15 protein-coding genes are annotated in these 15111 nt (G+C 70.2%); 12 read left to right on the top strand and 3 right to left on the bottom strand.

Translation table 11 applies throughout. From position 1 onward, the window contains the following. The first annotated feature begins 2 nt into the window (after positions 1-2). Together hpt and ACTWP6_RS06865 are read left to right on the top strand one after the other, a co-directional pair. Positions 3-587 carry a hypoxanthine phosphoribosyltransferase gene (gene hpt / locus ACTWP6_RS06870; protein ID WP_260755602.1) on the top strand — a complete coding sequence of 195 codons (585 nt, stop codon included), beginning with the start codon at positions 3-5 and terminating at the stop codon, positions 585-587. A 15-nt stretch (positions 588-602) separates the two neighbouring features. Further along, entirely contained in the window at positions 603-2825 is a 2223-nt protein-coding gene (locus ACTWP6_RS06865) for a molybdopterin-dependent oxidoreductase (protein ID WP_443187200.1), read from the top strand. Between the two features lie 6 nt (positions 2826-2831). Here the strand turns inward: ACTWP6_RS06865 and ACTWP6_RS06860 are convergent, their stop codons facing one another. The 3 genes from ACTWP6_RS06860 to ACTWP6_RS06850 all read right to left on the bottom strand — a co-directional run bounded on the left by ACTWP6_RS06860 (position 2832) and on the right by ACTWP6_RS06850 (position 6063). Then, entirely contained in the window at positions 2832-3569 is a 738-nt protein-coding gene (locus ACTWP6_RS06860; protein WP_443187199.1) for an SIMPL domain-containing protein, read from the bottom strand. A 72-nt stretch (positions 3570-3641) separates the two neighbouring features. Beyond that, a complete protein-coding gene (locus ACTWP6_RS06855; protein WP_443187198.1) occupies positions 3642-5051 on the bottom strand; it encodes a PE-PPE domain-containing protein in 1410 nt (469 codons plus the stop codon). 61 nt (positions 5052-5112) lie between these two features. Next, on the bottom strand, positions 5113-6063 hold the full coding sequence (locus ACTWP6_RS06850) for an alpha/beta fold hydrolase (RefSeq protein WP_443187197.1): 951 nt from the start codon (positions 6061-6063) through the stop codon (positions 5113-5115). Between the two features lie 208 nt (positions 6064-6271). On the opposite strand from ACTWP6_RS06850, the gene ftsH reads away from it, so the two are divergent. The 10 genes from ftsH to panD all read left to right on the top strand — a co-directional run bounded on the left by ftsH (position 6272) and on the right by panD (position 15108). Beyond that, positions 6272-8629: an ATP-dependent zinc metalloprotease FtsH gene (gene ftsH / locus ACTWP6_RS06845; RefSeq protein ID WP_443187196.1), complete on the top strand. Its 2358-nt coding sequence runs from the start codon at positions 6272-6274 to the stop codon at positions 8627-8629. Positions 8630-8647: 18 nt separating this feature from the next. After that, positions 8648-9256 (top strand): GTP cyclohydrolase I FolE, encoded by a 609-nt coding sequence (gene folE / locus ACTWP6_RS06840; RefSeq protein WP_260755597.1) that lies wholly within the window; start codon positions 8648-8650, stop codon positions 9254-9256. 44 nt (positions 9257-9300) lie between these two features. Further along, entirely contained in the window at positions 9301-10107 is an 807-nt protein-coding gene (folP, locus tag ACTWP6_RS06835) for a dihydropteroate synthase (protein WP_260757832.1), read from the top strand. Next, positions 10100-10507: a dihydroneopterin aldolase gene (gene folB, locus ACTWP6_RS06830; RefSeq protein WP_260755596.1), complete on the top strand. Its 408-nt coding sequence runs from the start codon at positions 10100-10102 to the stop codon at positions 10505-10507. The genes folP and folB overlap by 8 nt, the downstream gene beginning before the upstream one ends. Next, positions 10504-11034: a 2-amino-4-hydroxy-6-hydroxymethyldihydropteridine diphosphokinase gene (gene folK, locus ACTWP6_RS06825; RefSeq protein WP_443187195.1), complete on the top strand. Its 531-nt coding sequence runs from the start codon at positions 10504-10506 to the stop codon at positions 11032-11034. The genes folB and folK overlap by 4 nt, the downstream gene beginning before the upstream one ends. Next, positions 11034-11510 (top strand): DUF3180 domain-containing protein, encoded by a 477-nt coding sequence (locus ACTWP6_RS06820; RefSeq protein ID WP_443187194.1) that lies wholly within the window; start codon positions 11034-11036, stop codon positions 11508-11510. Before folK ends, ACTWP6_RS06820 begins: the two co-directional genes overlap by 1 nt. Positions 11511-11583: 73 nt before the next feature. Beyond that, entirely contained in the window at positions 11584-12738 is a 1155-nt protein-coding gene (locus ACTWP6_RS06815; RefSeq protein WP_443187193.1) for a DUF6779 domain-containing protein, read from the top strand. A 77-nt stretch (positions 12739-12815) separates the two neighbouring features. Then, the gene (locus tag ACTWP6_RS06810; protein WP_260755593.1) at positions 12816-13763 is read left to right on the top strand and encodes a Rossmann-like and DUF2520 domain-containing protein; all 948 of its coding nucleotides are present in this window, start codon (positions 12816-12818) and stop codon (positions 13761-13763) included. Further along, on the top strand, positions 13760-14701 hold the full coding sequence (gene panC / locus ACTWP6_RS06805; RefSeq protein ID WP_443187192.1) for a pantoate--beta-alanine ligase: 942 nt from the start codon (positions 13760-13762) through the stop codon (positions 14699-14701). The genes ACTWP6_RS06810 and panC overlap by 4 nt, the downstream gene beginning before the upstream one ends. After that, positions 14701-15108, top strand: coding sequence for an aspartate 1-decarboxylase (gene panD / locus ACTWP6_RS06800; RefSeq protein WP_443187191.1), 408 nt, complete (start codon positions 14701-14703; stop codon positions 15106-15108). The genes panC and panD overlap by 1 nt, the downstream gene beginning before the upstream one ends. Positions 15109-15111 lie beyond the last annotated feature (3 nt).

Below are 15111 nucleotides of genomic sequence, written 5' to 3'. Positions count from 1 at the left end.
CTGTGGGCGTGCCTGCGCATGCTGCGGACTTGTATCCCGGGGACATCAAATCGGTGTTGCTGTCGGAAGAACAGATCAAAGCCAAGACCGCCGAGATGGCCGCGCAGATCGCCGTCGACTATGAGGTGTCGGGATCCGGCCAGGACCTGTTGCTGATCACCGTGCTCAAGGGCGCGGTCATGTTCGTCACCGATCTCGCCCGGGCGATTCCGGTGCCCACGCAACTGGAGTTCATGGCCGTCAGCTCGTACGGCTCGTCGACGTCGTCCTCGGGTGTGGTCCGCATCCTCAAGGACCTCGACCGCGACATCAACGACCGCGACGTGCTGATCGTCGAGGACATCGTCGACTCGGGGCTCACCCTGTCCTGGCTGCTGCGCAACCTCGCGACGCGGCGGCCGCGGTCGCTGCGGGTGTGCACGTTGCTGCGCAAACCCGACGCGGTGCGTGCCGACGTCGACATCCAGTACATCGGGTTCGACATCCCGAACGAGTTCGTCGTCGGGTACGGCCTCGACTACGCCGAGCGCTACCGCGACCTGCCCTACATCGGCACGCTCGATCCGAAGGTCTACGAGAACTCCTGAGCGCAGAATGCAGGCATGGCCGAGACCGCGTTACGCATCTGCCCGCTCTGTGAAGCGACCTGCGGTCTGACGCTGACCGTCGACGACGGACGGGTCGTCGGTGCGCGCGGCGACCGGGACGACGTGTTCTCCGCCGGCTTCATCTGTCCCAAGGGCGCGAGCTTCGGTGAGCTCGACAACGACCCGGACCGGTTGAGTGCCCCTCTTGTCCGCCGGGGCGGCGTGCTGACCGAGGCGACGTGGGACGAGGCGTTCGCCGCCGTGGCCGAAGGCCTCGGCGCAGCGGTGCGCGACCACGGCGGGGCATCGGTCGGGGTGTATCTGGGCAACCCGAACGCCCACACCGTCGCCGGTGCGCTGTATCCGCCGCTGATCATCCGCGCGCTCGGCACCAGGCAGGTCTATTCGGCGAGCACGCTGGACCAGATGCCCAAGCATGTGTCGCTCGGGCTGATGTTCGGCAGCCCGGTCGCGTTCACCGTCCCCGACCTGGATCGCACCGACTACCTGGTGGTGATCGGCGCCAACCCGCTGGTGTCCAACGGAAGCCTCGCCACCGCGGCAGATTTCCCGGGCAAGCTACGCGCACTACGCAGACGCGGTGGACGGCTCGTCGTGATCGACCCGGCCCGCACCCGCACCGCCGAACTGGCCGACCGGCATCTCGCGCCGCGGCCGGGCACCGATGCCGCGCTGCTGCTGGCCGTGGTGCACGTGCTGTTCGCCGAGCATCTGGTGGATCTCGGCGCAGCCGCCGAGTACGTCACCGGCGTCGATGACATCCGCACTCTCGCAGCAGATTTCGATCCTAGGCAGGTGGCCGGGTACTGCGGCGTGGCCGCCGAGGACATCCAGATCCTGGCCCGCGAGCTGGCAGCGGCGCCCACCGCGGCAGTGTACGGACGGATCGGCACCTCGACCGTCGAATTCGGGACGCTGGGCAGCTGGCTCGTCGACGTCGTCAACGTGCTGACCGGCAACCTGGACCGGCCGGGCGGCGTGATGTTCCCGCTGTCCCCGGTGGCGCCCGCGCCGCGCGGCCACCGGCCGGGCCGGGGCTGGCGCACCGGCCGCTGGCACAGTCGGGTGTCCGGTCACCCGGAGGTGCTCTCCGAACTGCCGGCCGCGGCCCTGGCCGAAGAGATCGAGACCCCCGGCGACGGGCAGATCCGCGCGATGATCACCATCGCCGGGAACCCGGTGCTGTCGGCGCCGAACGGCGACCGGCTCGACCGGGCGTTGGCCGGGGTGGACTTCATCCTCTGTGTCGACCCGTACCTGAACGAGACCACCCGGCACGCCGACGTGATCCTGCCGCCCCCGCCGCCGTCACGTAGCCCGCACTTCGATTTCGCGCTGAACAACCTCGCTGTCCGCAACAACGCCCGGTACTCCCCGCCGGCGCTGCCACTCGACGGCAGGCCCGACGAGGCCGAGATCCTGTCGCGGATCGCGCTGGTGCTCTACGGCGCCGGTCCCGGCGCCGACCCGGACCTGGTCGACCAGCAGGTGATCGCGGCGACCCTGGCCAAGGAGAGTGCCGACGCCGGATCCCCGGTGGCCGGGCGAGCCGTCGAGGAGCTGACCGCGATGCTGGCCGACGGTCCGGGTTATGAACGCCGCCTGGACATGATGCTGCGGCTCGGCGCCTACGGCGACGCGTTCGGCGCCCGGCCCGACGGCCTCACCCTGCAGAAACTCAAGGACGCCCCGCACGGCATCGACCTGGGGCCGCTGCAGCCGCGGCTGCCGGAGGTGCTGCGCACCCCGTCCGGCAGGGTCGAGCTCACGCCGCCGCAGCTGATCGCCGACGCCGCGCGGCTGCGTGCCGCGCTGGGCCGGCGCGGCGACGGGTTTGTGCTGATCGGCCGACGGCACCTGCGCTCCAACAACAGCTGGATGCACAATCTGCCGGCGCTGGCCGGGGGCAGCAACCGCTGCACGCTGAGGATGCACCCCGACGACGCCGCCGAGCTCGGCGTGACCGACACGGCCGTCGTGAAGGGGCCCGGCGGTGAGCTGGTGGTGCCGGTCGAGATCACCGACGGCATCCGGCGCGGGGTGCTGTCCCTGCCGCACGGCTGGGGTCACGACCGTGACGGCACCGGCCAGCGGCTGGCCGCCGAGGCGCCCGGAGTCAACGCCAACCAGCTCAACGACGGATCGGCGCTGGACCCGCTGTCGGGCACCGCCGTGCTCAACGGCATCCCGGTGGTGGTCGGGCCCGGTCAGGGCTGAGGTCGGTCAGGTCAGCTCCCAGATCACCGTCACCGAGAACCCGACCGTCTGCTGACCGGGCTCCAGCGGCACGGCGGCCTCCATCGCGCGTGGCGCCTGCATGGGGATCGGCGGGGCGGGCGCCGTGGACTCGGAGATCGAGATGACCTTGCCGAGGTTGAGCCCCGACAGCTGCGCGTACTGGCCGGCCCGGTCCTTGGCGTCCTCGAACGCGCGGGCCCTGGCGTCGCGCACCAGCTGCGAATCGTCCTCGATGGAGTAGCTGATCGAGTTGATCCGGGTGGCATTGCCGCCGGTGTCGACGATGAGGCCGATCGCTTCCGAGGCCAGGTTCAGGTCACGGATCGTCAGGTTGATCGAGTTGGTGGCTCGGTAGGTCGAGATCGAGGTGTTGTCGTTGCCGTACTGCGGCTGCAGGTCCGCCGCCGTGGTGGCGATGTCCCCGCGCTCGATGCCCAGGCTGGTCAGCGCGTCGATCACGGTCTGCTGCAGGTCGTTGGTCTGGCTCATCGCCGAGGTCGCGTCGGGGCCGAGGGTCTCCATCGATGCGTTCACCGTCAAGGTGTCGGGGGTGCCCTGCACCTCGCCGGAGCCGACCACGGTGACCTGGCGGCTGTCGGCCCCCGGCTCCAACGACGTCGAACTCTGCGCGTCGCATGCGGTCAGCCCGGCGGCCGCCAATCCCGTCGCGGCGACCGTGACCAGCATGTTCCTGACTCTGTTCGCGCGCGCTGCGGTAAGCATGGGTCGCACCCTAGCGCGTAGGTCGCGCCGTCAGAGGTAACCACGCGGTCCGGCGATCCCGGACCGGCCGGATCAGCTTCCGACGGTGTTGTCCGTGGTGCGCGGAGCCTCCGCTTCCACCGCTCCCGGACCCTCCGGCGTGTCCTGAGCCGCGGTCTCCCCGGCGGTGACGTCGGGGTCGTCGGCGTGCACCTCTGGGTCCTCCGGCGGTGGTTCGGCATCAGCCGAGTCCTCCTCGAGGGCGGAGGTCTGCTCACCGATCGGCGCGGAGTGTTCGCCGAGAACGTCGGGATCGTCGGCCGCAGCGCCGGCGTCACGGTCCGCCCGCGCCTGCGTGTCGGCCACGCCGGCCTCGGCAGCGGGCTCGGCGAACGAGGTGTCGGCCGGATCGGTCGCTTCCGTCTTTGCCAGATACGGGCGGTCATACGCCTGCTCCACGAGCTCTTTGAGCGGTTCGTTCAGCGCATCGGCCAGCCGGCCCAGCCCGATCAGCCGCAGCGGCGTGAGCAGCGGAAGGTTCTGGGTCGGCACGAACACATACGTGATGTTGTCCTCGGTCCACACCGTGTTCCGCGGATCGTCGATGTCCACGCCGGTGTAGTCGAGGTGCACCGACGACAGGATTCCGGCGCCGATGTTGAGCATCGCGAACAGGTTGAACGGGTTGTCGGGGAAGTCGGCCACCGGATCGTACTGGCGGACGACGTCGACGACGCGGTACCGGGTGTGTGGCAGCGCCGGCTTCGTGCCGCCGTGGGCGCGCATCGGATTCCCGATCAACACGAACGACAGCCGGTCGGCCGGGGGAGCCCAGGATTGGTCGGCGTACTCGGCCAGCCATCGACCGGCCACCACCGCGCCGTGGCTGTAGCCGAAGACGACCGTGCCGGTGTCGCTCGCGAGGCGGCCGGCGTCTGTAGGGGAGGAAAGGCGTGTGTTGAGCAGGCTGACGCCGGCTGCGGTCGAAAACGGCAGATACGGCACGGCGTCGCAGCCGCCGGACTGGCACAGCGACCCCTGCAGCGCAAACTCCAGCGGCCACACCGGCCACAGCGGGGTGAGCGTCAGCACCGTGGGGACCGGCGACTCAGCGGCTGCCACAGGTTCGGTGACGGCCGCCGCTGCGGCCGGCGAGGGTGTCATCGGCATGCCCGTCGGAGCCGCCACCGTCGTCACCGCCGCCAGCGCAGCCAACGGCGCGACCGCGTACCTGAGACCGGACCGACCGCGGGATGCCGCGTCGCCGGCCGCCTCACGGTGGTCGTCGCCGACGGACGCGACGAGGTCGGCGAGCACCGCGTCGATCAGCTCGTCCCGGTCGGTGAAGTGCCGGTACAGCACGTCGACTCCGCAGCCGGCATGGCGAGCGATGTCCTCCATGCCGGCGCCGGGACCGATGTCGCCCAGGGCGGCACGCGCCGCGGCGATCAGCGCGGTGGGCGACTCGGCCTGGTCACCGGCGGTCCGCTTGAGTCGTTTCATGTGGCGCCTCCGCGGTGTGACCGGATATTGACGCGCGCGGATTACCCGGAAGTGATCCGGCTCACACGTGTCGGCGGGGTTGCTGGCCGAGACCGGCGAGAAATTCCAGCAACACGCGCGACACGTCGTCGGGACGCTCCTCGGGCAGCCAGTGGCCGGCGCCGTCGATCATCACCTCGCGGTAGTCGCCGGCGACCAGTTCCCGGGCGCGGTGGCGTGGTGTGTAGGCCAGCGTCGGGTCCTCGGTACCGCCGACGAACAGTGCCGGAACGTCGATCGTCGTCGCCGCCGGATCGGCGGTCAGTTCCCAGTTCCGATCGAAGCACCGGTACCAGTTCAGCGGCGCGGTGAATCCGCCGCGGGTGAACTCGTCGACGTAGACGTCGAAGTCCGGGTGGCTGATCCAGTCGGGTATCCGCCCGGGGTCTGGGATGCGGTCGAGGAATCCCTGGCCCCCGGTTTCGGCCGTGCCCGTGGCCGACATGGTGAACAGCTTGCGGAACGTCGCGGCGGGATCTCGGGCCAGCTCGGCGTCGGCGGGGCCGGGCTCCTGGAAGTACAGGATGTAGAAGAAGCGATCGCCGAAGATCCGCCGGAACGCCTGGGTGGTCGGCACCTTCGGCCGGGGCACCGGCGGCAGACTGAGCCCGGCGACCGCCGAGAAGCGCTCCGGCCGCAGTAACGGCGCGCCCCACGCCACGACGGCGCCGAAGTCGTGGCCGACGAGTGCCGCCCGTTGGGCACCGACATCGTCGAGCAGTCCCACGACATCGGCGGTGAGCTCGGCGACGGTGTAGGCCGCCACGGCCGATGGCCGATCCGAGCCACCGTAACCACGCTGGTCAGGGGCCAGCACGTGATATCCGGCGTCGGCCAGCGCGCGCACCTGGTGGCGCCAGGTGAACGCCAGCTCGGGGAAGCCGTGTAAGAGCACGACCACCGGCGCGCCGGGGTCCCCGGCCTCAGTCACCCTCAGCGTCACACCGTTGGTCCGCACCTGCCGCGTCCGCATGGCCCCACTTTCGCCCAGATCGTTGCCGGCCTGATCGTCGCTTGCGTGAACGTCGGGAACTGCCGAACGTTGGTCTAGCGGTAGCCTTGACTATTCCAGCTGCACGTATTGGAAGGATTGGCCGGCGAACCGAACGACGGCCGTACACATAATTGATGAACCGGACACCCGAGATGGACCGCAACCCCGGCATGGACCGACTTCCCTCATGAACCGAAAAAATGTGATCCGCACACTCACGGTGATCGCCGTGGTGCTGCTGCTGGGTTGGTCGTTCTTCTATTTCAGCGACGACACCCGCGGGTACAAGCCCGTCGACACGTCCATCGCGATAGCGCAGATCAACGGCGACAACGTCGACAGCGCTCAGATCGACGACCGCGAACAGCAGCTCAGGCTGGAGCTGAAGAACGGTAACGGCGACACCGAGGACAGCACGCAGATCATCACCAAGTACCCGACCGGGTACGGCGCGACGCTGTTCGAGGCGCTGCAGGACAAGAACGTCAAGACCAACACCGTGGTCAACCAGAGCAGCATCCTCGGCACGCTGCTGATCTACATGCTGCCGTTGCTGCTGCTCGTCGGCCTCTTCGTGATGTTCTCCCGGATGCAGACCGGCGGCCGGATGGGCTTCGGTTTCGGAAAGTCACGGGCCAAGCAGCTGTCCAAGGACATGCCCAAGACCACGTTCGCCGACGTCGCAGGCGTCGACGAGGCGGTCGAGGAGCTCTACGAGATCAAGGACTTCCTGCAGAACCCCAGCCGCTACCAGGCCCTCGGCGCGAAGATCCCGCGCGGCGTGCTGCTCTACGGCCCGCCCGGCACCGGCAAGACGCTGCTCGCACGCGCCGTTGCCGGCGAGGCCGGCGTCCCGTTCTTCACGATCTCCGGCTCGGACTTCGTCGAGATGTTCGTCGGCGTCGGCGCATCCCGCGTGCGCGACCTGTTCGAGCAGGCCAAGCAGAACAGCCCGTGCATCATCTTCGTCGACGAGATCGACGCGGTGGGCCGCCAGCGCGGGGCAGGCCTCGGGGGTGGCCACGACGAACGCGAGCAGACCCTCAACCAGTTGCTCGTCGAGATGGACGGCTTCGGCGACCGGCAGGGCGTCATCCTGATCGCCGCCACCAACCGGCCCGACATCCTCGACCCCGCGCTGCTGCGTCCGGGCCGTTTCGACCGCCAGATCCCGGTGTCCAGCCCCGACCTGGCCGGCCGGCGCGCGGTGCTCAAGGTGCACTCGGCGGGCAAGCCGATCGCCGACGATGCCGACCTCGACGGCTTGGCCAAGCGCACCGTTGGAATGTCCGGCGCCGACCTGGCCAACGTCATCAACGAGGCGGCGCTGCTCACCGCCCGTGAGAACGGCACCATCATCACCGCCCCCGCGCTCGAGGAGGCCGTCGACCGGGTGGTCGGCGGGCCGCGCCGCAAGGGCCGCATCATCAGCGAGCAGGAGAAGAAGATCACCGCCTACCACGAGGGTGGGCACACCCTCGCCGCGTGGGCGATGCCCGACATCGAGCCCATCTACAAGGTCACCATCCTGGCGCGCGGGCGCACCGGCGGCCACGCCGTCGCGGTGCCCGAGGACGACAAGGGGTTGATGACGCGCTCGGAGATGATCGCGCGCCTGGTGTTCGCGATGGGCGGCCGCGCCGCCGAGGAACTGGTCTTCCGCGAGCCGACCACGGGCGCGGTCTCCGACATCGAGCAGGCCACCAAGATCGCGCGTGCGATGGTCACCGAGTACGGCATGAGTTCCAAGCTCGGCGCGGTCCGCTACGGCACCGAGCACGGCGACCCGTTCCTGGGCCGCACGATGGGCACCCAGGCCGACTACAGCCACGAGGTCGCCCAGATCATCGACGACGAGGTCCGCAAGCTCATCGAAGCCGCCCACACCGAGGCGTGGGAGATCCTCACCGAGTACCGCGACGTGCTCGACACTCTTGCCGGCGAACTGCTGGAAAAGGAGACGCTGCACCGCGTCGAGCTGGAGGCGATCTTCGGCGACGTGAAGAAGCGCCCACGCCTGACGATGTTCGACGACTTCGGCGGTCGCGTGCCGTCGGACAAGCCGCCGATCAAGACGCCGGGCGAGCTCGCCATCGAACGCGGCGAACCGTGGCCCAAGCCGGTCCCCGAGCCCGCGTTCAAGGCCGCGATCGCGCAGGCGTCCAAGGCTGCCGCCGAGCGCGTGCACAATAACGGAGGCAATGGAGCTCAGGCTTCCCATGCCGCCAACGGGGCGCCCGGCGGTCCTACCCAGCCCGATTACGGCGCTCCGGCCGGCTGGCACGCCCCCGGCTGGCCGCCCCGGCCCGGCGCGCCCGGGCAGCAGCAGCCGCAGGGCTACTGGTACCCGCCCCCGGCGCGGCCGGGGTGGCAGGGCGGACCGCCGCCCGCTCCGACGTATCCGGGGTATCCCCCGTATCAGCCGTACCCGCAGCCCGGGCAGCATTCTCCGCATGGCGGTGCACCCGCACCGACTCCGAAGGAGGATCCCGGCCACGACAGCGGCGGGGAGAACGGGCGGAGCGCTCCGCCTTCGAACGGCTGACACGGAACGGAGATCTCGATGACGCGGTCGTCCAACAATTCGGCGACGATCACCACCCCCGGTTTCGATCAGGCGCGCGCCGAGGCAGCTGTGCGCGAACTGCTCATCGCGATCGGGGAGGACCCGGACCGGGAAGGGCTGCGGGACACCCCGGCCCGGGTGGCCCGGGCATACCAGGAGATCTTCGCGGGCTTGTACGTCGACCCCGATGAGGTCCTCAAGACCATGTTCGACGAGCAGCACGACGAGCTCGTGCTGGTCAAAGACATCCCCATGTACTCGACGTGCGAGCACCATCTGGTGTCGTTCCACGGGGTGGCCCATGTCGGGTACATCCCCGGTGAGGACGGCCGCGTCACCGGCCTGTCGAAGCTGGCCCGCGTTGTGGACCTGTACGCCAAGCGGCCGCAGGTGCAGGAACGCCTTACCGTGCAGATCGCCGACGCGCTGATGCGCCGGCTGGACCCGCGCGGTGTGATCGTCGTGGTGGAGGCAGAGCACCTGTGCATGGCGATGCGCGGCATCCGCAAACCCGGCGCGGTCACCACGACGTCGGCGGTGCGCGGACAGTTCAAGACCGACAAGGCCTCTCGCGCCGAAGCCCTGGAACTGATCTTGCGGAGGTGAGTCCTGCCAGCGATCCGCCCGCCGCACCGCCGGCCGTGCAGGTGATGGGCGTCGTCAACGTCACCGACGACTCGTTCTCCGATGGCGGTCAGTTCCTGGACCGGGAGCGGGCGGTGGCTCACGGGCTGGAACTGGCGCGCCTGGGCGCGGCGATCGTCGATGTCGGCGGTGAGTCGACGCGGCCGGGCGCCACACGCATAGACCAGAAGGTCGAATCTGCGCGGGTGCTTCCCGTGGTCAGAGAGCTTGCCCGGCAAGGCATCACGGTCAGCATCGATACCATGCACGCTGCGGTGGCACGGGCCGCGCTCGAGAACGGCGCGCAGATCGTCAATGACGTGTCCGGCGGTCAGGCCGATCCCGACATGGTCCGGGTTGTCGCCGACGCCGGAGCGCCGTGGGTGTTGATGCATTGGCGTTCCGTGGACAGTGACCGGCCGCACGAGGTGCCGCCGTACCGGGACGTGGTCGTCGAGGTCAGGGACGAGCTGATGGCAGGCGTCGACGCCGCGGTGGCCGCCGGGGTGGACCCGGCGAAGCTGATCATCGACCCGGGTCTGGGTTTCGCCAAGACCGCACAACACAATTGGGCGCTGCTGCGTGCGTTGCCGGAATTCGTCACCACCGGTATCCCGGTGCTGGTCGGTGCCTCACGCAAACGGTTCCTGGGCAGTCTGCTCGCCGGCGCCGACGGAGAACTGCGCCCGCCCGCCGGACGCGAGACCGCCACCGCGGTGATCTCGGCGCTGGCCGCCTGGCATCACGTGTGGGGTGTGCGGGTGCACGATGTCCGCGCGTCGGTCGATGCGCTGGCGGTGGTCAGAGCGTGGCAGGCAGGTGGCGATGGGTGATACCGGGCTGAACCCGACGACTGATCGGATCGAGCTGCGCGGCTTGCGGGTCCGCGGTAACCACGGCGTTTTCGAGCACGAACGCCGCGACGGGCAGGACTTCGTCGTGGACATCACGGTGTGGGTCGACCTGGCAGCGGCGGCCGCCAGTGACGACCTCGCCGAAACCCTCGATTACGGCGTGCTGGCCCAGCGGGCCGCCGACATCGTCGCCGGACCGGCCCGGCAGCTGATCGAGACCGTGGCTGGGGAGATCGCCGAGGACGTCGTGCGTGACGCCCGGGTGTATGCCGTGGAGGTGGTGGTGCACAAACCGTCGGCCCCGATTCCATTGCAGTTCAACGATGTCGCCGTGGTCGTACGACGCTTCCGGCGCGGTGGGCGGGGCGCTGCCCCGTGACCACGCGCATCGTGCTGTCCATCGGGTCCAACGTCGGGGACCGGTTGGCGCATCTGCAGTCGGTGCTCGACGGGCTCGGCGCCGCCGCCACAGCGGTATCCCCGGTCTACGAGACCGCGGCGTGGGGTGGGGTCGAGCAGGGGCCGTTCCTCAATGCCGTTGTGCTGGCCGAGGATCAGGACCTCGATGCGCACGGCTGGCTTCGGCGCGCCCAGGAGCTGGAGAACGCCGCCGGCCGGATGCGCGAGCAGCACTGGGGACCTCGGACGCTCGACGTCGACCTGGTGCAGTGTCACGGACCGGACGGGGAGGTGACGCTGCGCGACCACGACCTGACCCTGCCGCATCCGTACGCGCATGTGCGCGCTTTCGTCCTGGTGCCGTGGCTTGAGGTGCAACCCGAGGCGACCCTGACCGTGGCGGGCCGCACCGACCCGATCGCGGTGCACCTGGCGGCGGTCGACGCCGCCGAGCGCACCGGTGTGCGCAGGACAGAACTCACGCTGCGGATCGGGGAGGGGAGCTGATGGGGCCGACCCGTAAACGCGAACTGGTGATCGCCGCGGCCGCGGCCGCGATCGCGGGTTACGTACTGGTGCACCTGATCTACCGCTGGTTTCCGCCGATCGACGTGTGGGCCGGGGTGTCTCTGCTCGGTGTCGCGGCGGCGGTCGCCGGCTGGGGGTTCTATGTGCGGGCCCGGATCAGGGACGGTGAGATCGGGGTCGGGCAGGGCCGTCTGCACCCGCTGGCGGTGGCCCGGTCGGTGGTGATCGCGAAGGCCTCGGCGTGGATGGGCAGCGTCGTCTTCGGCTGGTGGCTGGCGGTGGTGGTCTACCTGCTGCCGCGCAGAGGCAGCATGCGGGTCGCCGCCGAGGACACCCCCGGCGCGGTGGTGGCGGGACTGTGCGCGGTGGCCCTGGTCGTCGCGGCGATGTGGTTGCAGCATTGCTGCAAGTCGCCCGAGGACCAGTCGCAGGACGTCGACGCGGCGCCGGGCTGACCTGTTCGCGTACCCGGGCCGAATCGCCGCAGAGGTCGACACGCGAAATGACCTGTGACGGTACAGTCGCCCCATGACCGATCCGACCCGGGGCGCCCGTCTGCGGCGCAGCGGCCGCAGGCCGGGTTGGTTCCTGATGACGGTGTTGCTGGTGCTGGCGATCGGTGCCAGTTCAGCGCTGGTTTTCACCAACCGGGTCGAATTGCTAAAGCTCGCCGTCATTCTCGCGTTGTGGGCGGCCGTGGTCGCCGCATTCGTCTCGGTCATCTACCGCAGGCAGAGCGACGCCGACCAGGCCAAGGTGCGCGACCTCAAGCTGGTGTACGACCTGCAACTGGACCGCGAGATCTCGGCGCGCCGCGAATACGAGTTGGCCGTCGAATCTCAGCTGCGCCGTGAGCTGGCCTCGGAACTGCAGGCGCAGTCGGCCGACGAGGTGGCGGCACTGCGGGCCGAGTTGGCCGCGCTGCGGGCCAATCTGGAATACCTGTTCGACGCCGACCTGTCCCATCGCCCGGCCCTGGAGACCGAACGCACCGCGGGGCGCGTCAGCAGCAGCCGGATCGACACCGAGGACGAATTCGCGGTCGCCCCGGACCCGTACGCCCCCGAGACCGACGAGAGCCCGATCATCGATGTGCCCGTCGAGCCGCACCCGCCCGAGAGTGAGTGGGCGCAGCCCGGCGAACCCGGTGGCGCGCACCGCCGCTCGGCCGAGCAGACCGGCGGTCGCCGGCACCGCGGGGAGCAGGCCGTAGCACAGCAGCCGCCGTGGGCTCCGCCGCCACCCCCGCCGCCGCCACCCCCGCCGCCACCGCCGGTGCCACCGAGCGCCCCGTCACCGCAGTTCCCGTGGCTGCCTGCGCCCCCGCCGCCGCAGGCGGCCCCGGCCGGTGCCCAGTGGCAGCCCGCACCTGCCGAGGGGCGGTGGGTTCCGGCGGGCCAGCCCGGAAGCAACTGGGAACCCTCAGCCGACGGGGACGCGCACGACGAGTACGTCGGTAGGCGCCGGGCTCCCGAGCCGGAGGTCGAAACGGAAGAGCCGCCGCGCGGTAAGCACTCCGCGTCCGGTGAGGAGCAGGAGGAGCCTCCCGCTCCGGCAGAGGAGCAGGTCGAGGAGGACGCCGACGGTGGCGCCCACACCGGCGGGCAGTCGGTGGCCGAGCTGCTGGCCCGGCTGCAGGCGACGCCGTCGGGTGGTGGGCGGCGAAGGCGCCGGGAGGATTGAGTAGGCTCGTGGCGACCGTCCGGTACCCGCGCCGCGGGACCGGAACGAAGCCATGAGAATCTGCGAGGTCGACTGCGATGGTGCAGCCCCCCGCCGGCGGTGACATCCCGCACGACGGACTCCGCCCTGCCCGGCTCACGATCGGGATCATCTCCGCCGGCCGGGTCGGCACCGCCCTCGGCGTCGCACTGGAACGCGCCGAACACGTCGTCGTCGGCTGCAGCGCAGTATCGGCGGCCTCCCGCGCCCGCGCGCAGCGCTGGTTGCCGGACACTGCCGTGCTGGCCGTCGACGACGTCGCCGCGCGCGCCGAACTGTTGCTGCTGGCCGTGCCCGACGCCGAGCTGCGCGCGCTGGTGAACGGCCTGGCCGCCACCGGTGCGGTGCGCCCGAACACCATCGTCGCGCACACCTCGGGCGCCAACGGCATCGGAATTCTGGCCCCGCTGGCCGAGCAGGGCTGCATCACGCTGGCGATCCATCCGGCGATGACGTTCGCCGGAACCGACGAGGACGTCGACCGGCTCCGCGGCACCTGCTTCGGGGTGACCGCCGGCGACGAGATCGGCTACGCCATCGCACAGTCGCTGGTGCTGGAGATCGGCGGCGAACCGTTCCGGGTCCGCGAGGACGCCAGGACGCTGTATCACGCGGCGCTGGCACACGCCGGCAACCACGTCGTCACCGTGCTGCTCGACGCGGTCGACGCGCTGCGCTCGGCACTGTGGGGCCAGGAGCTGCTCGGCCAGGAGCCCGTCGACGACACCCCGGGCGGGCTGCCCGAACGGATCATCGGCCCGTTGGCGCGGGCGGCGCTGGACAACGCGCTCCAGCGCGGGCAGGCCGCGCTGACGGGTCCGGTCGCGCGCGGGGACGCGGCGGCGGTCGCCGGCCACCTGCAGGCGTTCGGCGAGGTGAACCCCGATCTGGCGCAGGCGTATCGGACGAACTCGTGGCGCACGGCCCAGCGTGCGCACGCCCCGAAGGAAGTCTTCGACGTGCTGGCGGAAGCAGGACAGTCATGATCAGGCGGGATGCCCCGAAATTCACCGGCGGACAGCTGAATGTGTACCGCGGGCCGAAGGACGTCGCCGGTGTGACGAGGGCGCTGCGGGCCACCGGGCGGCGGATCGTGCTGGTGCCGACGATGGGTGCGCTGCACGACGGTCACCTGGCGCTGGTCCGCGCCGCCAAGCGGGTACCCGGTGCGGCGGTCGTGGTGTCGATCTTCGTCAACCCACTGCAGTTCGCCGCGAACGAGGACCTGGGCGCCTATCCGCGCACCCTCGACGACGATATGGACGCGCTGCGCGCCGAGGGCGTCGACATCGCGTTCACCCCGACCGCCGAGGACATGTACCCGAACGGCATGCGCACCACGGTGCACCCCGGGCCCCTCGGCGCTGAGCTCGAAGGTGCCTCGCGCCCAACGCATTTCGCCGGGGTTCTGACGGTGGTGCTGAAGCTGTTCAACACCGTGCGCCCGGACCGGGCCTACTTCGGCGAGAAGGACTTCCAGCAGCTCGCGCTGATCAAGCAGATGGTGACCGACCTCGATCTCGACATCGAGATCCAGGGCGTGCCGATCGTGCGGGAAGCCGACGGTCTGGCGATGTCGTCGCGCAACCGCTACCTCGACGAGGTCCAGCGCGAGCAGGCCGGGGCGCTGTCCGCGGCGCTGCTGGCCGGGATGTACGCCGCGTCCACCGGGGTGGGCGCGGCACTGGACGCCGCCCGGGCGGTGCTCGACGAGGTGCCTGCGCTGGAACTGGACTATCTGGAGGTCCGCGATCCGATGCTGGGGCCGGCCCCCGCCGAGGGCGCGGCACGCATGCTGATCGCCGCCCGCCTGGGCCGCACCCGGCTGTTGGACAACATCGCCGTGGACATCGGGGCGAGCGCGGGTCTCGACGGCCATCCGCGCACCGCCGGCGAGAACCACGAACTTCCCTGGAGGAACTGATGTTACGGACGATGCTCAAGTCCAAGATCCATCGCGCCACCGTCACCCAGGCGAACCTGCACTACGTCGGCTCGGTGACGGTCGACGCCGACCTGATGGAAGCCGCCGACCTGCTCGAAGGCGAGCAGGTCACGATCGTCGACATCGAGAACGGCGCCCGGCTGGTCACCTATGTCATCACCGGCGAGCGTGGGAGCGGCGTGATCGGAATCAACGGCGCCGCAGCGCATCTGGTGCATCCCGGCGATCTGGTGATCCTGATCGCGTACGCGACGATGGACGACGCCGAGGCCAGGTCCTACCGGCCTCGGGTGGTTTTCGTCGACGCGCAGAACCGGCCGGTCGACCTCGGCGCGGACCCGGCCTTCGTCCCGCCGGGCGCCACCGAGCTGATGTCGCCGAGGTGATGT

The sequence above is a fragment of the Mycobacterium sp. 4D054 genome (assembly GCF_052245755.1).
Taxonomy (GTDB): Bacteria; Actinomycetota; Actinomycetes; order Mycobacteriales; family Mycobacteriaceae; genus Mycobacterium.
The sequence above is the reverse complement of the archived record's forward strand: the minus strand, read 5'-3'. Positions and strand labels throughout refer to the sequence as shown.